Raw genomic sequence first — 19983 nt, forward strand, 5'->3', positions numbered from 1 at the left:
TTGCGGCCGGCAGCCGGGCCGGCCCGGCTCAGAGCCGCGCGAAGTTGACCGGCAGCCCCGGCACCGGGACGCGCATCTGCAGCACGCAGCCGGCCCAGGGATCGCGCGCCAGCTCCTCGGCCGGCCGGTGGTCGCGCGCGGTGCTCAGGTACAGCGTGCGCAGGTCCGGCCCACCGAAGCAAGGCATGGTCGGGCACTGCACCGGCAGTACGACCTCCTGGAGCAACTGGCCCGCGGGCGACAGGCGCAGCAGGCGCCGCCCCTCGTACATCGCCACCCAGTACGCCCCCTCGCTGTCCACCGCGGCGCCGTCGGGCCGGCCGCCATAGGGCACGCCGTCCTGGCGCGGCGCGAAGCGGGCGAACACGCGCTGGCGCGACAGGGTGCCCAGGTCCGGATCGAAGTCCAGCGCCCGGATCTCGTGCGCGCGGGTGTCGGTCCAGTACATCGTGTGTCCGTCCGGGCTCCAGGCCAGGCCGTTGCTGGTGGTGATGCCGCCGGCCATGCGCTCCAGCTCACCCTCGGCCCAGCGGTAGAGCGCGGCGCGCGGCTGGCGCTGGTCGTCGATGGTGCCCACCCACAGCCGGCCCTGCGGGTCGGCCTTGCCGTCGTTGAAGCGCTGCTGCGCCGGGTCGTAGGGCGGCTTGCACACGCGATGGCGCTTGCCGGTGTGGGGCTCGAAGCACCACAGGCCGTCACGCATGGCCAGCAGCACCCGGCCGCCCTGCAGCGGCGCGGCGCAGCCGGGCTCGGCTTCCAGGCCCCAGTGATCGTGGCGGCCGCGCGCGGGGTCCCAGCGGTTGAGGCGCCGGCCCGGGATGTCGCACCACCACAGCGCGCCCTCCTCCGGATGCCAGAACGGCGACTCGCCCAGCAGCGAAGGCGGCAATGGCAAGGGCTGGATCTCGAACAGGCGTTCAGCGGACATGGGCCCTCCCCGGACCGGCATTGAGCGAGGTCACGCGCTTCACGACGTCGATACCTCCAGCGCCATGAAGCCCTCGATGGCCTGCCCCGGCGCCACGGCGCGCAGCCCATGCGCCTCGGGCTCGGCCTGCTGGATGGCGTTGTTGAGATGGCTCACGGGCTCGACGCAGAAATGGTCGCGTACCGCCTTGGCGAAGACCACCAGGTAGGGCTGGTCGGAAGTCAGGCGCACGGTGAAATGGCCGTCGCCCACCAGCGCCACGCCGTCCCAGCCTTCGAAGACGTTGTCGTAGTCCATCTGCGTCACGTCGCCGTCGATGGGCTCCTGCGCCACGCGCCGCACCGGCAGCAGCGTCTCGTCCGGCTCCCAGCGCTGCGACACCCTGGCCTGCAGCCAGCAGCCCGGCCGCTTGGTGAAGTAGGGGTGCCAGCCGAAGCCCAGGGGCTGCACGCGGGCGTCGGTGTTGCGCACCGACATGCGCAGGCGCAGCGCCTGCGGCGTCAGCTCGAAGCGCTGGCGCGCCTCGAAATCGAAGGGCCAGTAGGCGTCGGCGCGGTGCGCGTAGCGCAGCTCGGCCTGGGTGGCGTCGGCCGACACCACGTCCCAGGGCCGCTGCCAGCCCACGCCGTGCAGCGAATTGGGCTCGTCCACGTTGGCGGCGAGCTCGTAGTCCTGCCCCTGCCAGTGGAAGCGCCGCTGGCCGATGCGGTTGGAGTACGGCACCAGCGGGAAGCAGGCCGAGGGGCGCGATCCCGCCAGCGTGGCGGGGTCGAAGCTGTGCAGCACCGGCCGCGGGCCGTGCCAGAGACCGGAGATGCAGCCGCCCAGGTCCGGGCGCAGGGCCAGGCGCAGCGCGCCGGCCTGGAGTTCGAGCACTTGAGTCATCAAGGTCCTGTTCTTGTGCGGGTCACTGAAAGGCCGGCCCGGGCGCAGGCGCGGGTCAGGCCGCGGTCGGCTCGGTGCGGGTGCCCGAGCTCAGCGAGTGCACATGCAGCTCGCCGTCGGGCGTGCGCAGCGCCTGCACCACGGCCTGCGCACCGCGCATGAGCAGCCCCAGGTCCGAGGCGACGGCGATGAAGTTGAAGCCCATGGCGCGGAACTGCGTCACCACGTCGGGCGAGGCGCCCACCGTGCCCACGGGGATGCCCAGGCGGCGGCAGCGCTGCGCCGCGTCGCCCATGAGCCGCATCACCTCGGGGTGCATGAGGTTGCCGGCATGGCCCAGATGCGCCGAGAGATCGGCGGGGCCGATGAAGACGGCATCGACACCCTCGACCTGCGCCACCGCTTCCAGCTGCTCCAGCGCCTGCGGCGTTTCCAGCTCCACGATCACGCCCACCGGCGCCGGCGCGGCGCCGGCCGCGCCGTAGCGCGTGGCGCGGCTGAGCGTGGCCATGCTGCGCACGCCCTGGGGCGCGTGGCGCGTGGCGGCCACGGCGCGTCGGGCATCGTCGGCCGACTGCACCAGGGGGAACATCAGCGTGGGCGCGCCGGCATCAAGCACGCGCTTGACCGCCACCGTCTCGTTGGCGGGCACCCGCACCACCGGCGTCATCTTGGTGTTGCCGATGGCCTGCAGCAGGTGCACCAGGTCCATGTAGTCCAGCGGCGCATGCTCCATGTCCACCAGGCCCCAGTCGAAGCCGGCATGCCCCACCGCCTCGGCCACGATCGGGCTGGCGGAGGTGATCCAGGTGCCGATGGGCGGATGAGCGCCGGCGGCCTTGAGCAATTGGCGGAACGAGGTCATTGACGGCTCCTTGTGGCCCGGGTCGGGCAGCGTTGGGAACGAAGGGCAGCCCAGTGTGCGGGCAGGCTCCGGGCCGCTCGATTGGGATGCGCCCGCATCCCCGTGCTCAGTCCAGCGATGCGCACAGGTAGTGCGCGCCCGGCACGGGGTTGTAGTAGTAGGGCGGCACGTCCTCGAAGCCCAGGCTGGCGTAGAGCCCGCGCGCGGCTTCCATCTCGTCGAGCGTGTCGAGCAGGATGCTGGAGTAGCCGGCCTCGGTGGCCCGGTCCATCAGTGCCTGCGCCAGCAGCCGCCCCAGCCCGAAGCGGCGGAACGGCCGGCGCACGTACAGCCGCTTCATCTCGCAGGCGTTGAGAGCGTCGGCCTCGGGCAGCGGGCGCAGCGCGCCACAGCCCGCCAGCGCGCCATCGACGAAGGCCAGCAGCAGCACCCCTTGCGGCGGGGCGTACTCGCCGGGCAGCTCGGCCAGCTCCTGCTCGAAGTTCTGGAAAGAGAGGTCGATGCCCAGGCCCTGGGCGTACTCGCGAAAGATCTCGCGCGTGGCCTGCAGCAGCTCCGGAGAGTCCGGCGTCAGCAGCTCGACCTGCGGCGGCGCCATGGTGCGGGCATTCATGCGTCGCAGCCCGGCAGCGCCGGAAAACAGGATCTCATCAGATTCGGGCGGCATCCATGCAAGGGGTGCAAAGATACCGCGCCGGACGATGCCCTTCCAGCCAAGCCGCAGCGGCGCGCAGGGCGGTCCCCGCTTTGCTGCAACCTGCCCCGCATTGAGCGACGACAAACCTGTAGCATGCCGTAACATCGCTTGATCAATTTCACGGTGATCGGGAGCAAGTCTGGTGAGCTTCGAATCGACCCTCCCCATGGGCGCACCGGAGCTGATGCGGGTCAGCGTGTTCAAGCGCTACCTGGACGAGCTGGCACCGCTCGACGAGTCCGACCCTCACCAGCTGCCCCCCTCACTGCTGCAGGACCTGCGCCGCTTCAAGGAGCATGGCCGCCACACCGAGCCGCTGGAAGTGCTGGCGGCGTCGATGCGCCACCTGCGCAACGTGGCGATGCACCTGCAGGACGGGGAGCGGGTGCTGCCGCTGACCCTGTTCCCGCGCCAGTGCCTGGCCCATTGCCCGCTGTCGCTGCACGAGCTGCTGCAGCTGCCCCTGGACAACTTGCAGGTGCTGCACGTGGAGCCCGCGGTACTGCGCCCGCCCGGTGATCCGCAGCGGGGGCTGGTCAAGGCGCTGCACCTGTACCACCCGCTGCCGCTGCTGAGCTGGGAGTTCGCGATGCGGGGCTCGCGCGAGCAGCTGCTGCCCGAGATCGCCGGCTACGCCGCCTACCGCGCCTCGGCCGTGCTGGACCTGCGGCCGCTGCCCATCCCGACGCCGCTGCGCAACTGCGTGCGCCGCCTGCAGCGCGAGACCACCAGCCTGCGCCAGCTCTCCGAATGGCCCGGGCTGGACCGCGCCGTGGCCTCGCGGCTGCTCAACGCGCTGTACCTGCAGGCCGGGCTGATCGTCAGCCGCTCGCATCCGGCGGCCGACACCGACGGCTGGTTCTGACGGCCATGCCGCAGCGCCGGGCAGCGGCACGGCGCTTCAACGCGAACTCAGCGCCTCCCAGCGCTCCAGCGCGGCCATGAGCTCGTCCTCGATCTGCGCCACGCGCTCGTGCATCTGCGCCGCGCGCTGGGGTTCGCGCACGTAGAGATCGGGGTCGCTGAGCTGCTCGGTGAGCGTCTTCTGCTCGGTCTCCAGGGCGTCGATGCGCGCCGGTAGCGCATCGAGCTCGCGCTGTTCCTTGTAGCCGAGCTTGCGCGGCGGCTTCGGCGCCGCGGCCGGTGCCGCAGCGGGCGCGGGGGCCGGCGCGGCGGCCTTGGGCGCGGCCGCCTCGGCCGCCGCCAGCGAGCGCGCCTTCTGCAGTTTCCAGTCCTCGTAGCCGCCCTCGTACTCGCGCCAGCGCCCCGGCGAGACGTCGCCCTCCCAGGCGATGGTGCTGGTCACCACGTTGTCCAGGAAGCGCCGGTCGTGGCTGACCAGGAACACCGTGCCGGGGTAGGACTGCAGCAGTTCCTCCAGCAGCTCCAGCGTGTCGATGTCGAGATCGTTGGTGGGTTCGTCCAGCACCAGCACGTTGGCCGGCAGCGCAAAGAGGCGCGCCAGCAGCAGCCGGTTGCGCTCGCCGCCCGAGAGCGTGCGCACGGGCGAGTTGGCGCGCGCCGGCGCGAACAGGAAGTCGCCCAGGTAGCTCATCACATGCTTGCGCTGGCCGCCGATCTCCACCCACTCGCTGCCCGGGCTGATGGTGTCGGCCAGCGTCGCGTCCAGGTTGAGCGCGCCGCGCATCTGGTCGAAGTAGGCCACCTGCAGGTTGCTGCCGCGGCGGACGCTGCCGCTCGTCGGTTCCAGCTCGCCCAGGATCAGCTTCAGCAGCGTCGTCTTGCCCACGCCGTTGGGACCGATCAGGCCCACCTTGTCGCCGCGCAGGATGGTGGCCGAGAAATCCTTGATGAGCTCCTTGTCGCCGAAGCGCATGCCCACGCGCTGCAGTTCCGCGACGATCTTGCCGGTGGGCACGCCGGCGTCGAGCTCCAGCCGCACCTGCCCCAGCGACTCGCGGCGCTGCGCGCGCTGTTCGCGCAGTACGTGCAGCCGGTTGACGCGGCTGACGCTGCGCGTGCGCCGCGCCTCCACGCCCTTGCGAATCCACACCTCCTCCTGCGCCAGCAGCTTGTCCGCGCGCGCGCTGGCCAGGGCCTCGGCTTCCAGCTCGCGCGCCTTGGTGCTTTCGAAGGCGGAGAAGTTGCCCGGATAGCTGCGCAGCACGCCGCGATCGAGCTCGACGATGCGCGTGGCCACGGCGTCGATGAAGGCGCGGTCGTGCGAGATCAGCACCAGCGCACCCTTCCAGGCCTTGAGCAGCTCCTGCAGCCACTCGATGGCGTCGAGGTCCAGGTGGTTGGTCGGCTCGTCCAGCAGCAGCACGTCGGGCGCGGCCACCAGCGCCTGCGCCAGCGCCACGCGCTTCCGGGTGCCGCCGGAGAGCGCATCGACCTGCGCCGCAGCGTCCAGGTTGAGGTGCTGCAGGGTCTGCTCGACGCGCTGCTCCCAGGTCCAGCCGCCGAGCTGCTCGATGCGCGTCTGCAGCGCGTCCAGGTCGTCGCCGCTGTCGTGGCGCTCGAAGCGCTCGCGCAGCGCCTTGGCCTCGGCCACGCCCACGCTCACGGCCTCGAACACCGTGGCGCCGGGCTCGAAGGCCGGCTCCTGCGCGACGTAGAAACGGCGCAGGCCCTGCTGCAGCTGCAGCAGGCCGTCGTCAGGCTTGTCCAGCCCGGCCAGGATTTTCAGGAGCGAGGATTTACCGGCACCGTTGCGGCCGATGAGTGCCACGCGCTCGCCGGCTTCCAGCGCGAAGGAGGCGCCGTCGAGCAGCGGCACATGGCCGAAGGCGAGATGGGCATTGGTGAGAGTGAGCAGGGCCATGGGCGGGATTGTCCCCTGCCCGGCCGGCCCCTCAGGCGGCGATGGCCGCTTCCAGCGCGTCGATGAACAGCGCCGGCACGTTGCAGCCGGTCTGGTTCGTGATCTCCTGGAAGCCCGTGGGACTGGTGACGTTGATCTCGGTGAGGCAGTCGCCGATCACGTCCAGCCCCACCAGCAGCAGCCCGCGCGCGGCCAGCACCGGCGCCAGGGTCTCGGCGATCTCGCGGTCGCGCGCGGAAAGCTCCTGCGCCACGCCCTTGCCGCCGGCGGCCAGGTTGCCGCGGATCTCGCTGCCCTGCGGGATGCGCGCCAGGCAGTAGGGCACCGGCTTGCCGCCGATGAGCAGCACGCGCTTGTCGCCCTGCGCGATCTCGGGCAGGTAGCGCTGGACCATCACGGTGCGCGTGCCATGGGCGTTGAGCGTCTCGATGATCGAGCCCAGGTTCAGCCCGTCGGCGCCGACGCGGAAGATGCCCATCCCGCCCATGCCGTCCAGCGGCTTGAGGATGATGTCGCGGTGCTCGTCGTGGAAGGCGCGCACCGCCTGCGCGTCGCGCGTCACCAGCGTGGGGCCGATCAGCGCCGGGAACTCCAGGATCGACAATTTTTCCGGGTGGTCGCGCAAGGCCGCGGGCTTGTTGAACACGCGCGCGCCCTCGCGCTCGGCCTGCTGCAGCAGGTGCGTGGCATAGAAGTACTCGCTGTCGAAGGGCGGGTCCTTGCGCATGAGCACGGCGTGCGCGTCGGCCAGCGCCATCTCGCGCTCGGCCAGCACCTCGAACCAGTCCTTGCCGCTGCTGCCCGTCAGGGCGATGGCGCGGGCGCTGCGCGCCACCACGCGCGCGCCGCGCCGCCACACCAGGTCGGACTGCTCGCAGGCCCAGACCTTGTGGCCGCGCGCGAGGGCCTCGCGCATCATCGAGAAGGTGGTGTCCTTGTAGGTCTTGAAGGTCCCCAGCGGGTCGGCAACGAACAGCAGATCCATGGCGCGCGGGCTCAGCGGAAAGTGGGGCGCCAGTGTTGCACAGCCAGCGCCAGCACCCCGGCGACGAGGCCCCAGAAGGCCGAGGCGATCCCGAACAGCGACAGCCCGCTGGCGGTGACGAGGAAGGTCAGCAGCGCGGCCTCGCGCGTCCTCTCCTCCTGCAGCCCCATCGCCAGCGCACCGCCGATGGTGGACAGCAGCGCCAGCCCCGCCACCGCCAGCACCAGCCCCTTCGGGAAGGCGCCGATCAAGCCCACCACCGCGCCGCCGGCCAGGCCCAGCGTGATGTAGAAAAGGCCCGCCATCACTGCCGCCATGTAGCGCTTGGCCGGGTCGGCATGGGCCTCGCGGCCCATGCAGATCGCCGCCGTGATCGCCGCCAGGTTCAGCGCGTAGCCGCCGAAGGGCGCCAGCAGCAGCGAGGCCAGCCCCGTGACCGTCACCGGCGGCGACACCGGGGTGTCGTAGCCCGCGGCGCGCTGCGCCGCCACGCCGGGCAGGTTCTGCGAGGCCATGGTCACCACGAACAGCGGCAGCGCCAGCCCGACGAGCGCCTGCACGCTGAAGGCCGGCAACGTCCACACCGGCTGCGCCAGCCGCCACTGCACCGCGCCCAGGTTGAGCGTGCCCTGCCCCGCCGCCACCGCCATGCCCGCCAGCAGCACGCCCGGCACCGCATAGCGCGGCCACAGGCGCCGGCCCAGCAGGTAGGCCGCCAGCATGGCACCCACCAGCACGGGACTGGCCTTGAGCGCCAGGCAGGCGTCGAAGCCGAAGCGCGTCAGCACCCCGGCCAGCAGCGCCGCGGCCAGCGCGCGCGGGATGCGGTCCATCACGCGGGCGAAGAAGCCGCTGGCGCCGGCGGCCACGATCAGCAGCGCGCACACCACGAAGGCGCCGATGCCCTCGGCCATGGAAAGCCCGCTGGTGCCCGCGATCAGCGCCGCGCCGGGCGTGCTCCAGGCGGTGAGCACGGGCTGGCGGTACCACAGGCTCAGCCCCGCGCTGGTCAGCCCCATGCCCAGGCCCAGCGCCCACATCCACGAGACGGTCTGCGCCGGCGTGGCGCCCAGCGCCTCGGCGGCATGGAAGACGATCACCACCGAGCTGGTGAAGCCCACGAGCACGGCCACGAAGCCCGCCACCACGGCGGACAGCGACAGGTCCCTCAGCACCACGGCAGCGGGCTCAGATCTCGACCTTGGAGCCCAGCTCCACGATGCGGTTGGCCGGCAGGTTCAGGAAGTCCGCCGCCGCCGAGGCGTTGCGGTGCATGCTGGCGAAGAGCTTTTCCCGCCACATCGCCATGCCCTGCTGGGCCAGCGTCGGGATCACGATGTCGCGGCTCAGGAAGTAGCTGGTGTCCATGTCGTCCAGCGGCACGCCGCGGCCCTTGAGCGCCTGCAGCGCCTCGGGCACGTCCGGGTCGTTCTTGAAGCCGAAGTGCAGCACCACCTGCCAGCAGTCATGGCCCAGCGGGCGCATGCTCGCGCGCTTGTCGAAGCCGATCCAGGGCACGTCGTGGTGCTGCACCGAGACGAACAGGTTGTACTCGTGCAGTACCTTGTTGTGCTTGAGGTTGTGCATCAGCGCGTTGGGCGTGAGGCCCTGCTCGGCCGCCAGGAACACCGCCGTGCCGGGCACGCGCTTGGGCGGACTCATGAACACCGCCTCCAGGAAGCCTTCGAGGTCGATGGCATCGTCGCGCAGCCGCTCGGCCACCAGCGCGCGCCCGCGCCGCCAGGTGGTCATGAGCGTGAACATGCCGACGCCGATGGCCAGCGGAAACCAGCCTCCGCCCACCAGCTTGAGCATGTTGGAGGCGAAGAAGGCCACGTCGATGACGAAGAAGAAGCCCGTGGCGCCCAGGCACAGCCACAGCGGGTAGCGCCAGCCGTAGCGGATGACGAAGAAGGTCATGACGGTGGTGATGGTCATGTCCAGCGTCACGGCGATGCCGTAGGCCGCGGCCAGGCGCGAGGAGGTGCCGAACAGCGCCACCGCCAGCACGATGAACGCGTACAGCCCCCAGTTCACGAAGGGCACGTAGATCTGCCCCGTGTCCTTCACCGAGGTGTGCTTGATGTGCATGCGCGGCAGCAGGCCCATCTGGATCGCCTGCTTGGTCACGGAGAACGCCGCCGTGATCAGCGCCTGCGAGGCGATGACGGTGGCGGCCGTGGCCAGGAACACCAGCGGCAGCCGCGCCCACTCGGGGGCCAGCAGGTAGAACGGGTTCTCGATGGCCTCGGGGTCCGCCAGCACCAGCGCGCCCTGGCCGAAGTAGTTGATCACCAGCGACGGCATCACCAGGCCGTACCAGGCGATGCGGATGGGCCGCTTGCCGAAGTGGCCCAGGTCGGCGTAGAGCGCCTCGCCGCCGGTGACGCACAGCACCACCGCGCCCAGCGCCAGGAAGGCCACCAGCTTGTGCTGCACCCAGAAGCCGACGGCGTAGGCCGGGTTGAGGGCCGCCAGCACGCTGGGATTGCCCAGCAGGTGCGGCAGCCCCAGCGCCACCAGCGTGATGAACCACACCAGCGTGATGGGGCCGAAGAAGCGGCCGATGTCGGCCGTGCCGAAGCGCTGCACCGCGAACAGCCCGGTAAGCACCACCAGCGTGATCGGCACCACGAAGGGATGCAGGTGCTCGGAGGCCACTTCCAGGCCCTCCACCGCCGACAGCACCGAGATCGCCGGCGTGATCACGCCGTCGCCGTAGAAGATGGCCGTGCCGAACATGCCCACCGCCAGCAGCGCCTGGCGCAGCCGCGGGCGCTCGCGCACCGCGTGCGTGGCCAGCGCCAGCATGGCGATCAGGCCGCCCTCGCCGTTGTTGTCCGCGCGCAGGATCAGCAGCACGTACTTCAGCGAGACGATGACCGTCAGCGTCCAGAAGATCAGCGACAGCACGCCCAGCACGTTGTCGGGCGTGGCCTCGACATGGCCGGCGTGGAAGATTTCCTTGAAGGCGTACAGCGGGCTGGTGCCGATGTCGCCATAGACGACACCCAGGGCGGCCAGCGTGAGGGCCGCCAGGGCAGACGGCGAGCGCGAAGAAGAGGAACTCACAGGACAGGACCCCGCTCAGGGGCCCGTTACGCAAAGCCCCTATTGTGGCGCCCGCGCGTTGTGCACCGCACAACGCGCAGCTGCCGGCTCACTCGTAGATCTCGGCGTCGGGGTCCGTGGCCTCGAGCTCGTAGCTGGCCGCCAGCATGGCCAGGCGGCCGATCACGCCGTACATGTAGAAGCGGTTGGGCGCGCTGGCGCCGGGCTTCTCGCCCGGGCGCGGCATGTGGCTGGCCTCGGCGAAGGCCAGCGGCACGAAGGCCGCGCCGGGGGCATTGAGGTTCTCGTCGATGCCGCGCTCGGCATGCACGCGGTAGAAGCCGCCCACCACGTAGCGGTCGAGCATGTACACCACCGGCTCGGCCACCGCGTCATTCATGCGCTCGTAGGTGGGCACGCCCTCCTGGATGATGACCTCGCTGACTTCCTGCCCTTCCTTGATCACGCTCATCTTGTTGCGCGTGCGGCGGTTGAGGTCTTCCAGGTCCTTGGGGTCGCGCACCGTCATGATGCCCATGCCGTAGGTGCCGGCGTCGGCCTTCACCACCACGAAGGGCTTCTCGTTGATGCCGTATTCCTTGTACTTGCGCCGCACCTTGGCCAGCAGCGCCTCGGCGTTGGACTGCACGCAGTCCACGCCCGTGCCGTCGGCGAAGTTGACCTGCCCGCACTGGCTGTACATCGGGTTGATGAGCCAGGGGTCCATGCCCAGCAGCTTGGCGAACTTCTTGGCCACCTCCTCGTAGCTCTGGAAGTGGTTGCTCTTGCGCCGCACCGCCCAGCCCGCGTGCAGCGGCGGCAGCAGGTACTGCTCGTGCAGGTTCTCCAGGATCTTGGGGATGCCGCCGGAGAGGTCGTTGTTGAGCAGGATGGTGCAGGGATCGAAGTCCTTGAGCCCCAGGCGCCGCGGCGTGCGCAGCAGCGGCTCCAGCGTCAGCGTGCCGCCATCGGGCAGCGTCAGCGTGGTGGGCTTGGTGATGGTCTCGTCCAGCGTGCCCAGGCGCACGTTGAGGCCGGCCTGGTTGAAGATCTGCGTCAGGCGCTGGACGTTGCTGAGGTAGAAGCTGTTGCGGGTGTGCTTCTCGGGAATGAGCAGCAGGTTCTTGGCTTCCGGGCAGATCTTCTCGATGGCTGCCATGGCGGCCTGCACGGCCAGCGGCAGCATCTCGTCGGTGAGGTTGTTCCAGCCGCCGGGGAAGAGGTTGGTGTCCACCGGCGCGAGCTTGAAGCCGGCGTTGCGCACGTCCACCGAGGAGTAGAACGGCGGCGTGTGCTCCATCCACTCCAGGCGGAACCAGCGTTCGATGGCCGGCATCGACTCCAGGATGCGCTGTTCCAGCTCGTTGATCGGGCCATTGAGCGCGGTGATGAGATGCGGGACCATGGTGCGGAGTTGTTGTGGACGTCGGAACTGCTGATTCTAGGCAGGCGGCATACCCGGCGGCGCCCACACCGAGCGCGGCGCCGATCAGCCCACCGCCACCTTCCGGGCGCGGTGTACTCCCGGGACGAGACGCTTTCGTGACAGGGGGCCGTCCCGGGCAGCCCGGGGCCGCACCGGCGGCGGTGCCATGCAGGCGCTCGCGCCGCTGCGGCAGGAAAGAAAAAGGCCACCCGCGAGGGGTGGCCCAAGTTCGCTACCGCAACCGCAGCGAAGAGACTGCTCTGGCGCGGGGGCGTGCGCTCGGCGCCGCCGCCCGCGGCTTTCAGGATCAGCGGTTGTACGCCGTCTCGCCGTGCGAGCTGATGTCCAGGCCCTCGCGCTCCTCCTCTTCGGACACGCGCAGGCCGATCACCAGGTCCACCAGCTTGTAGGCCACCACGGCCACCAGAGCCGACCACAGGATGGTCGTGCCCACGGCCTGGGCCTGCACCCACACCTGGGCGCCGATGCCGCCCCACTCGCCGCACTGGTTGCTGACGTAGTTGCAGATGCCCGTGCCGCCCAGGTCGGGCGAGGCGAACACGCCGGTCAGCAGCGCGCCCAGGATGCCGCCCACGCCGTGCACGCCGAACACGTCCAGCGAGTCGTCGGCGCCCAGCATGCGCTTGAGGCCGTTGACGCCCCACAGGCACACGAAGCCCGCCAGCAGGCCGATCACCAGCGCGCCGCCCACGCCCACGAAGCCGCAGGCCGGGGTGATGGCCACCAGGCCGGCCACCGCGCCGGAAGCGGCGCCCAGCATCGAGGCCTTGCCCTTCATCAGCGCCTCGCCGGCGATCCAGCTCAGCGTCGCGGCGGCCGTGGCCACCACCGTGTTGACGAAGGCCAGCGCGGCCACGCCGTTGGCTTCCAGGTTGGAGCCGGCGTTGAAGCCGAACCAGCCCACCCACAGCAGCGAGGCGCCCACCATGGTCAGCGTCAGGCTGTGCGGCGCCATCGACTCGCGGCCGTAGCCCACGCGCTTGCCCACCATGAAGGCGCCCACCAGGCCCGCCACCGCGGCGTTGATGTGCACCACCGTGCCGCCGGCGAAGTCCAGCGCGCCCTTGGCCCACAGCCAGCCCGCGCCGGCCGTCACGGCCGCCAGCGTCTCCTCGCTGGTGATGGCGTCCGGGCCGTCCCAGTACCAGACCATGTGCGCCACGGGCAGGTAGGCGAAGGTGAACCACAGCACCGAGAAGGCCAGCACCGCCGAGAACCTGATGCGCTCGGCGAAGGCGCCCACGATCAGCGCCACCGTGATGGCGGCGAAGGCGCCCTGGAAGCTCACGAAGGTCAGCTCATGCAGCACCACGCCCTTGCTGAAGGTCGCGGCCACCGACTCCGGCGTGACACCCTTGAGGAACAGCTTGTCCAGCGTGCCGATGAACGGATTGCCGCCGGTGAAGGCCGCCGAGTAGCCGTACACCACCCACAGCACGGAGATGAGCGCGAAGACCACGAACACCTGCATCAGCACCGACAGCATGTTCTTGCTGCGCACCAGGCCGCCATAGAACAGCGCCAGGCCGGGGATGACCATCAGGATGACCAGCGCGGTGCAGATGGTCAGGAAGGCGGTGTCGCCCTTGTTGGGCACCGGCGCCGCCGCGCTGGCGGCCTGCGCCACGGCCGTGGCCGCTTCCTGTGCCAGCACGCCGCTGACCGCACCCAGGCCCGCCAGGCCCACGGCCAGGGGAAGAAGAAGTTTTCTCATGGGTTGTCTCGAATGTCTGGGGACGCGCCGCTCGTCGTCAGAGGGCGTCGGGGCCGGTTTCGCCGGTGCGGATGCGCACCACCTGCTCCAGCGGGCACACGAAGATCTTGCCGTCGCCGATCTTGCCGGTGCGCGCCGAGCCTTCGATGGCCTCGATGACGCGCTCAACCACCTCGTCGTCCACCGCCGCCTCGATCTTCACCTTGGGCAGGAAGTCCACCACGTACTCCGCGCCGCGGTAGAGCTCGGTGTGGCCCTTCTGGCGCCCGAAGCCCTTGACCTCCGTCACCGTGATGCCCTGCACGCCGATGGCGCTCAAGGCCTCACGCACCTCGTCGAGCTTGAAGGGCTTGACGATCGCAGTGACCATCTTCATGGCTGTTCCTTTCAGAAGTTGTACTTGACGCCCACCACCAGGGCGGTCTTGCCGGTGAACTTGCCGGAGGGCGTGACGTAGAAGGACTTGTCGGCGTTGGTGCCCACGGCGGTGGCGCTGACCACGAAGCCGCTGAAGTCCTTGGACAGGCCCAGCGAGTAGTCGGTGTAGGAGCCCAGGTCATCGCTGGGGCCCTTGAGCTTCTGGTAGCCCACGTGCGGCACCAGGGTCCAGCCGTCAACGATCTCGAAGCTGCCCGAGAGGTCGATGTAGTGGCTGTTCTTGCTGTCCGGGTTGCCGAAGGTGTCGGTCAGCGCATGCGAGTACTTGGCCGTCACGGGCCCGAAGCTCAGGGCGCCGTAGACCTCGGTGGTGTCCGCCTTCTCGAAGGCCGGGTTGCGGTCGAGCTTGTTGCGCGGGTACCAGTACTGCAGCACGCCCACGTCGTAGCCCAGGCCCTGGGCCAGCGAGCCCTTGTAGCCGCCATAGAGGTCCACCTCGACGCGCGCGTTGCCGGCGTCGTAGCCGTTGATGCGGCCGGTGTCCTTGATCCAGCGGATCGTCGAGCCCCAGATGCCGGCATAGAAGCCGCCGTCGGCGCCCTGCACCCAGTCCGCGCCGCCCTGCACCGCGGGATCGAGCCGGCTCTGCGAGATGCCGCGGTAGCGGTAGTCGGTGACCGCGCCGACGTTGAAGCTCACGTCGGCCCGCGCCGGCACGGCGACCAGTGAGGCCAAGGTGGCTGCGGCAAGGAGTGCTTTTTTGATCATTGAGGTGGCTCCGGAAGGGGACACCGCCATCACTGCACCATCCGTGCCAACACCGCCTGCTGCATTCCCCAGGTGCCCCGGTGTAAGTACGCGTTTCAACTCGCACCAAGCTGGTGAAACAGCGCCCCGAGCCCCCGTTTGGTGCGCCTTGACAAGGGGCGCCTTGCGCTCTTCGTTGCGCCACACAATGACCTTGCGGGGATCAAAGGAGGACGCGGGATGTCGCTGGCCGTACTCAGCAGCCGGGCGCTGGACGCCCTGGAAGCGCCCGAAGTGCGCGTGGAAGTGCATCTGGCCAACGGGCTGCCCAGCTTCACGCTGGTGGGCCTGGCCGACACCGAGGTCAAGGAGGCGCGCGAGCGCGTACGCGCCGCGCTGGTCCACAGCGGGCTGCCCTTCCCGCACAACAAGCGCATCACGGTGAACCTGGCACCGGCGGACCTGCCCAAGGAGTCCGGGCGCTTCGACCTGCCCATCGCGCTGGGCATCGTGGCTGCGGCGGGCGAGCTCGATGCCGCGGCGCTGGCGCGCTTCGAGTTCGCGGGCGAGCTGTCGTTGGCCGGCGACCTGCGCCCGGTGCGCGGCGCCGTCGCGCTGGCGCTGGCGCTGCGGCGCGCCGGCAGCACGCGCACGTTGGTCCTGCCGCCGGACAGCGCCGAGCAGGCCGCGCTGGTGCAGGGCGTGGACGTGCGCCGCGCCGCACACCTGCTGGACGTCGTGGCGGCGCTGCGCCCGGGCGACGCGGCCGTGCCGCTGCCGCGGGCCCAGGCCCTCACGCTGCCGGCCAGGCCGGCGCTGCCCGACCTGCGCGAGGTGCGCGGCCAGGGCGCCGCCAAGCGCGTGCTGGAGATCGCCGCCACAGGCGCCCATTCACTGCTGATGGTGGGCTCCCCGGGCAGCGGCAAGTCGATGCTGGCGCACCGGCTGCCCGCGCTGCTGCCGCCCATGGACGAGGACGAGGCCCTGGCCAGCGCCGCGCTGCAGGGGCTCTCCAGCAGCGGCTTCAACGTCGCGCACTGGGGACTGCGCCCGGCGCGCGCGCCGCACCATTCGGCCAGCGCGGTGGCGCTGGTGGGCGGCGGCTCGCCCCCGAAGCCGGGCGAGATCTCGCTGGCCCATGGCGGCGTGCTGTTCCTGGACGAGCTGCCCGAATTCCCGCGCGCGGCGCTGGAGGCGCTGCGCGAGCCGCTGGAGAACGGCCGCATTACGCTCTCCCGCGCCGGCCGCCAGGCCAGCTACCCGGCGCGTTTCCAGTTGGTCGCCGCGATGAACCCCTGCCCCTGCGGCTGGCTGGGCTCCTTCGCCGCCACCGGCAAGCCCTGCCGCTGCACGGCGCAGGCCATCGCCCGCTACCAGGGCCGGCTGTCGGGTCCGCTGCTGGACCGCATCGACCTGCAGCTGGAAGTGCCCGCCGTGAAGCCGGCCGAGCTGCTGGCCGCGCCGGGAGGCGAGCCCAGCGCCGCGGTGGCGCAGCGCGTGGCGCTCGCGCGCGAGCGTGCCCTGGCGCGCCAGGGCGTGCCGAATGCGGAGCTAGACGCCGCGGGGCTGGACCAGCATGTGCGCCCCGATGCCGCGGCGCTGCGCTTCATCGAGCAGGCCGCCACGCGGCTGGGCTGGTCCGGGCGCAGCCTGCATCGCGCCCTCAAGGTCGCCCGCACCATCGCCGACCTCGAAGGCGCCGAGCAGCCCGGCGTGGCCCATGTGGCCGAGGCGCTGCAGTACCGGCGCGCACTGCCGGGCTGACCCATGAAAACGGCCGGCGCGCCCCTTGCGGAACGCCCGGCCGTCTCTCAAGCCGCGGCACCCTGGATGCCGCGCTCAACGGAGCTTCACTGCACGCGCAGCGTGCCGCCCTCGTCCACCACGCGCGTGCCGCTGGCAATGGGTTGAGACTGGGTGACGGTGCGCACGCGGCCGTCGTCCATGCGCACGCGCACCTCGTACACCGTCTGGCTGCGCACACGCTTCTCGATCTCGTGGCCGGCGAAGCCGCCGCCGACCGCGCCCAGCACCGTCGCCACCTTGCGGCCGTTGCCGCCGCCCACCTTGTTGCCCAGCACGCCGCCGATGACGCCGCCGGCGACCGCACCGATGCCCTGGGCCGGCCCTTCCTGGCGGATGGTCTGCACCGACTCCACCACGCCACAGCTGCGGCACACCGGCGCCGGCTGCACCACCGGAGCCTGCGCCACGGGCTGGACCGGGGGGGCCACGTTCACCGGCTGGCGCACCGGCTCGGCCGGCGCGGGCGCCCGCGTGGCATGGCGCTGCACCGGCGGCGGTGCCGGCGCGTGCTGCACGGGTGCGGGTGAGTGACGGGGGCTCTCGACCTCATCGGCCGGGCTGTCCGCCGGCGCGAGCCGGGACACGTTGGCCGCCGTCGGCGCTGCGACCGCCGCGGCCGGTGCCGTTGCGTCGCCCGCCACGCCCTGCGTCACCGCGGCCACGGGCGCCGCCGTCGGTGCCGGCGCCGGCCCGCGCATCAGCCAGCCACCGCCCGCGCCCAATGCTGCCACCAGCACCGCGCCGCCCACCAGGGCCGCCGGGGAGCGCAGCGCCGAAGCCGGGCGCGCCATCGTCATGTCACTCATGCCTTGCATTCCCAAACCGCCGAAGGGCGGTCCCTGCCTAGGCAACGATCGAGGCGGCGCGCCGGAGGACGCGTGCGGCGGCGGAGTTGCAACCAGATTTGAATGAGCCCGCAACGCCGGGGCCGGGAGCCCGGGCTGCGCCTCAGGGCGAACCGGGCATGGCCCTCACAGCAGCGGCGCCAGCGCGCGCCGCGCCGCGGCCTCGTCCAGGCCGTTGCGCGCGGCCCAGTCGGCGAGCTGGTCCGCGCCGATCTTGCCCACGTTGAAGTAGGTGGCCTGCGGGTGCGCGATGTAGAAGCCGCTGACGCTGGAGGCCGGCGTCATGGCCAGGCTCTCGGTCAGGCCCATGCCGATGGCCGGGGCGTCCAGCACGCGGAACAGGTCGCGCTTGGGGAGGTGGTCCGGGCAGGCCGGATAGCCCGGCGCCGGGCGGATGCCGCGGTACTTCTCGGCAATGAGCTCCTCGTTGCCCAGCGCCTCGTCCGGCGCGTAGCCCCAGAGCTCGGTGCGCACGCGCTGGTGCAGCCGCTCGGCAAAGGCCTCGGCCAGCCGGTCGGCCAGCGCCTTGAGCAGGATGGCGGAGTAGTCGTCGTGCGCGGCCAGGAACTCGGCTTCCTTCTTCTCCACGCCCTGCAGGCTCACGGCGAACATGCCGGCGTAGTCGGCCTTCACGCCGCGCGGCGCCACGAAGTCCGACAGGCAGCGGTTCGGGCGCTTCACGCCATCGACCACCGGCCGCACCGTCTGCAGGCGCAGCCCGTGCCAGCTCATCAGCGGCTCGCCGCGCGCCTCGTCGGCATAGAACTCGATGTCGTCGCCCACGGCGTTGGCCGGGTACAGGCCGATGACGCCATGCGCCTGCAGCCAGCGCCCTTCCACCAGGCGCTGCAGCATGCGCTGCGCGTCCTCGAACAGCCGCGTGGCGGACTCGCCCACCACCGGGTCCTGGAGGATGTCGGGGTAGCGCCCGGCCAGGTCCCAGGTCTGGAAGAAGGGCGTCCAGTCGATGCAGGCCACCAGCTCCGACAGGTCCTGGTTGCGGAACTGGCGCTTGCCGATGAACTTGGGCGGCGTCGGCGCGTAGGCGGCCCAGTCGATGGGCGTGGGGTTGGCGCGGGCCTCTTCCAGGCTCACCAGCGGCGTGGCCTTCTTGCCGGCGTGCTGCTCGCGCACCTTGGCGTAGTCGGCCTCCAGCTCGGCGATGTACTTGGCGGCGCGTTCGTCGCTGAGCAGCTCCGAGCACACGCCCACGCTGCGCGAGGCATCGGGCACGTACACCACCGGCCCTTCGTAGTGCGGCGCGATCTTCACCGCCGTGTGCACGCGGCTGGTGGTGGCGCCGCCAATGAGCAGCGGCGTGCCGCGCTCGCGGAAGTAGTCGTCGCGCTGCATCTCGGCCGCGACGTACTGCATCTCTTCGAGGCTGGGCGTGATCAGGCCCGACAGGCCGATGATGTCCGCACCCTCTTCCTTCGCCTTGGCGAGGATGTCCTGGCACGGGACCATCACGCCCATGTTCACGACCTCGAAGTTGTTGCACTGGAGCACGACGCTGACGATGTTCTTGCCGATGTCGTGCACGTCGCCCTTGACGGTGGCGATGACGATGCGGCCCTTGGCGCGCGCCTCGCCGCCGGCGTCGATCAGCGCCTGCTTCTCCGCCTCGATGTAGGGCAGCAGGTGCGCCACCGCCTGCTTCATCACGCGGGCGGACTTCACCACCTGCGGCAGGAACATCTTGCCTTGCCCGAACAGGTCGCCCACCACGTTCATGCCGGCCATCAGCGGGCCTTCGATCACGTGCAGCGGCCGCCCGCCGTCGGCACGGATGAGCTGCCACGCCTCCTCGGTGTCGGCGTCGATGAACTCGTTGATGCCCTGCACCAGCGCGTGCGCCAGGCGCTCGTTGACCGGCAGCGCGCGCCAGGCCAGGCGGGCGCTGTCGTCCTTGGCCTGGCCGCGCACCTGGTCGGCGATGGCCAGCAGCCGCTCGGTGGCGTCCGGGCGGCGATTGAGCACCACGTCCTCCACGCGCTCGCGCAGCGCCGGGTCGAGCTGGTCGTACACGCCGACCATGCCGGCGTTGACGATGCCCATGTCCATGCCGGCCTGGATGGCGTGGTACAGGAACACGGTGTGGATCGCCTCGCGCACCGGCTCGTTGCCGCGGAAGCTGAAGGAGACGTTGGAGACGCCGCCCGAGACCTTGGCGCCGGGCAGGTGCTGCTTGATCCAGCGCGTGGCCTCGATGAAGTCCACGGCGTAGTTGTCGTGCTCCTCGATGCCGGTGGCGATGGCGAAGATGTTGGGGTCGAAGATGATGTCCTCGGCCGGGAAGCCGACTTCCTCGACCAGGATGCGGTAGGCCCGCGCGCAGATCTCGGTCTTGCGCTTGAACGTGTCGGCCTGGCCCTGCTCGTCGAAGGCCATCACCACGGTGGCCGCGCCGTAGCGCCTGATCAGCTTGGCCTGGCGCTTGAACTCGGCCTCGCCCTCTTTCAGCGAGATCGAGTTGACGATGCCCTTGCCCTGGATGCACTTGAGGCCCGCCTCGATCACGGCCCACTTGGAGCTGTCGATCATGATCGGCACGCGCGCGATCTCGGGATCGGAGGCGATGAGGTTGAGGAAGCGCACCATGGCGGCCTGGCTGTCCAGCATGGCCTCGTCCATGTTGACGTCGATGACCTGCGCCCCGTTCTCCACCTGCTGGCGCGCCACGGCCAGCGCCTGCTCGAACTGCCCGGCCAGGATCATGCGGGCGAAGGCCTTGGAGCCGGTGACGTTGGTGCGCTCGCCGATGTTGACGAACAGGTGCCCCTCGCCGAGGGTCACGGGCTCCAGGCCCGACAGCCGCATCGGCGGCACGGAAGTGATGGCGTCGTTCAT

The 19983-nt window shown here is 70.9% G+C and carries 16 protein-coding genes; 2 read left to right on the top strand and 14 right to left on the bottom strand.

Going from position 1 to position 19983, the window contains the following annotated elements:
* Positions 1–28: 28 nt before the first annotated feature.
* From HHL10_RS02225 to HHL10_RS02240, 4 genes are all read right to left on the bottom strand, one after another.
* On the bottom strand, positions 29–928 hold the full coding sequence (locus HHL10_RS02225) for an SMP-30/gluconolactonase/LRE family protein (protein ID WP_169158687.1): 900 nt from the start codon (positions 926–928) through the stop codon (positions 29–31).
* Between the two features lie 39 nt (positions 929–967).
* Positions 968–1813, bottom strand: a complete 846-nt coding sequence (locus HHL10_RS02230; protein ID WP_169158688.1) for an aldose 1-epimerase — start codon at positions 1811–1813, stop codon at positions 968–970.
* Positions 1814–1868: 55 nt separating this feature from the next.
* Complete coding sequence (locus HHL10_RS02235) at positions 1869–2678, bottom strand: HpcH/HpaI aldolase family protein (protein WP_169158689.1); 810 nt, start codon at positions 2676–2678, stop codon at positions 1869–1871.
* 106 nt (positions 2679–2784) lie between these two features.
* Positions 2785–3291 carry a GNAT family N-acetyltransferase gene (locus tag HHL10_RS02240; RefSeq protein WP_375138927.1) on the bottom strand — a complete coding sequence of 169 codons (507 nt, stop codon included), beginning with the start codon at positions 3289–3291 and terminating at the stop codon, positions 2785–2787.
* Between the two features lie 226 nt (positions 3292–3517).
* Between HHL10_RS02240 and HHL10_RS02245 the strand changes: the two genes are divergently transcribed.
* Entirely contained in the window at positions 3518–4240 is a 723-nt protein-coding gene (locus HHL10_RS02245; protein WP_310734508.1) for a hypothetical protein, read from the top strand.
* A 36-nt stretch (positions 4241–4276) separates the two neighbouring features.
* On the opposite strand, the gene HHL10_RS02250 is transcribed toward HHL10_RS02245, so the two are convergent.
* The 8 genes from HHL10_RS02250 to HHL10_RS02285 all read right to left on the bottom strand — a co-directional run bounded on the left by HHL10_RS02250 (position 4277) and on the right by HHL10_RS02285 (position 14533).
* Entirely contained in the window at positions 4277–6160 is a 1884-nt protein-coding gene (locus HHL10_RS02250; RefSeq protein ID WP_169158690.1) for an ATP-binding cassette domain-containing protein, read from the bottom strand.
* Between the two features lie 31 nt (positions 6161–6191).
* Complete coding sequence (gene gshB, locus HHL10_RS02255) at positions 6192–7145, bottom strand: glutathione synthase (RefSeq protein WP_169158691.1); 954 nt, start codon at positions 7143–7145, stop codon at positions 6192–6194.
* 11 nt (positions 7146–7156) lie between these two features.
* Positions 7157–8323 (bottom strand): benzoate/H(+) symporter BenE family transporter, encoded by a 1167-nt coding sequence (locus HHL10_RS02260; protein ID WP_169158692.1) that lies wholly within the window; start codon positions 8321–8323, stop codon positions 7157–7159.
* Positions 8324–8333: 10 nt separating this feature from the next.
* Complete coding sequence (locus tag HHL10_RS02265) at positions 8334–10217, bottom strand: potassium transporter Kup (protein ID WP_169158693.1); 1884 nt, start codon at positions 10215–10217, stop codon at positions 8334–8336.
* Positions 10218–10305: 88 nt separating this feature from the next.
* A complete protein-coding gene (gene gshA, locus HHL10_RS02270; RefSeq protein ID WP_169158694.1) occupies positions 10306–11601 on the bottom strand; it encodes a glutamate--cysteine ligase in 1296 nt (431 codons plus the stop codon).
* Between the two features lie 328 nt (positions 11602–11929).
* Positions 11930–13357, bottom strand: coding sequence for an ammonium transporter (locus HHL10_RS02275; protein ID WP_169158695.1), 1428 nt, complete (start codon positions 13355–13357; stop codon positions 11930–11932).
* 37 nt (positions 13358–13394) lie between these two features.
* Entirely contained in the window at positions 13395–13733 is a 339-nt protein-coding gene (locus HHL10_RS02280) for a P-II family nitrogen regulator (protein ID WP_028997364.1), read from the bottom strand.
* Between the two features lie 11 nt (positions 13734–13744).
* Positions 13745–14533 (bottom strand): TorF family putative porin, encoded by a 789-nt coding sequence (locus tag HHL10_RS02285; RefSeq protein ID WP_259373206.1) that lies wholly within the window; start codon positions 14531–14533, stop codon positions 13745–13747.
* Between the two features lie 189 nt (positions 14534–14722).
* Between HHL10_RS02285 and HHL10_RS02290 the strand changes: the two genes are divergently transcribed.
* Positions 14723–16246 carry a YifB family Mg chelatase-like AAA ATPase gene (locus HHL10_RS02290; RefSeq protein WP_169158697.1) on the top strand — a complete coding sequence of 508 codons (1524 nt, stop codon included), beginning with the start codon at positions 14723–14725 and terminating at the stop codon, positions 16244–16246.
* 86 nt (positions 16247–16332) lie between these two features.
* On the opposite strand, the gene HHL10_RS02295 is transcribed toward HHL10_RS02290, so the two are convergent.
* Together HHL10_RS02295 and metH are read right to left on the bottom strand one after the other, a co-directional pair.
* On the bottom strand, positions 16333–17094 hold the full coding sequence (locus HHL10_RS02295) for an outer membrane lipoprotein (RefSeq protein WP_235970979.1): 762 nt from the start codon (positions 17092–17094) through the stop codon (positions 16333–16335).
* A gap of 165 nt (positions 17095–17259) precedes the next feature.
* Positions 17260–19983 (bottom strand): methionine synthase, encoded by a 2724-nt coding sequence (gene metH, locus HHL10_RS02300; RefSeq protein ID WP_235970982.1) that lies wholly within the window; start codon positions 19981–19983, stop codon positions 17260–17262.

This window comes from Azohydromonas caseinilytica, from assembly GCF_012927045.1.
Classification (GTDB): domain Bacteria; phylum Pseudomonadota; class Gammaproteobacteria; order Burkholderiales; family Burkholderiaceae_C; genus Azohydromonas; species Azohydromonas caseinilytica.

Bases quoted from the DNA above. Each gene is read 5' to 3' on its own strand.
- HHL10_RS02295 (WP_235970979.1), bottom strand. From the start codon at position 17,094: ATGAGTGACATGACGATGGCGCGCCCGGCTTCGGCGCTGCGCTCCCCG.
- metH (WP_235970982.1), bottom strand. From the start codon at position 19,983: ATGAACGACGCCATCACTTCCGTGCCGCCGATGCGGCTGTCGGGCCTG.
- HHL10_RS02275 (WP_169158695.1), bottom strand. From the start codon at position 13,357: ATGAGAAAACTTCTTCTTCCCCTGGCCGTGGGCCTGGCGGGCCTGGGT.
- HHL10_RS02235 (WP_169158689.1), bottom strand. From the start codon at position 2,678: ATGACCTCGTTCCGCCAATTGCTCAAGGCCGCCGGCGCTCATCCGCCC.
- HHL10_RS02290 (WP_169158697.1), top strand. From the start codon at position 14,723: ATGTCGCTGGCCGTACTCAGCAGCCGGGCGCTGGACGCCCTGGAAGCG.
- HHL10_RS02250 (WP_169158690.1), bottom strand. From the start codon at position 6,160: ATGGCCCTGCTCACTCTCACCAATGCCCATCTCGCCTTCGGCCATGTG.
- HHL10_RS02230 (WP_169158688.1), bottom strand. From the start codon at position 1,813: ATGACTCAAGTGCTCGAACTCCAGGCCGGCGCGCTGCGCCTGGCCCTG.
- gshB (WP_169158691.1), bottom strand. From the start codon at position 7,145: ATGGATCTGCTGTTCGTTGCCGACCCGCTGGGGACCTTCAAGACCTAC.
- HHL10_RS02240 (WP_375138927.1), bottom strand. From the start codon at position 3,291: ATGAATGCCCGCACCATGGCGCCGCCGCAGGTCGAGCTGCTGACGCCG.
- HHL10_RS02225 (WP_169158687.1), bottom strand. From the start codon at position 928: ATGTCCGCTGAACGCCTGTTCGAGATCCAGCCCTTGCCATTGCCGCCT.
- HHL10_RS02285 (WP_259373206.1), bottom strand. From the start codon at position 14,533: ATGGCGGTGTCCCCTTCCGGAGCCACCTCAATGATCAAAAAAGCACTC.
- gshA (WP_169158694.1), bottom strand. From the start codon at position 11,601: ATGGTCCCGCATCTCATCACCGCGCTCAATGGCCCGATCAACGAGCTG.
- HHL10_RS02280 (WP_028997364.1), bottom strand. From the start codon at position 13,733: ATGAAGATGGTCACTGCGATCGTCAAGCCCTTCAAGCTCGACGAGGTG.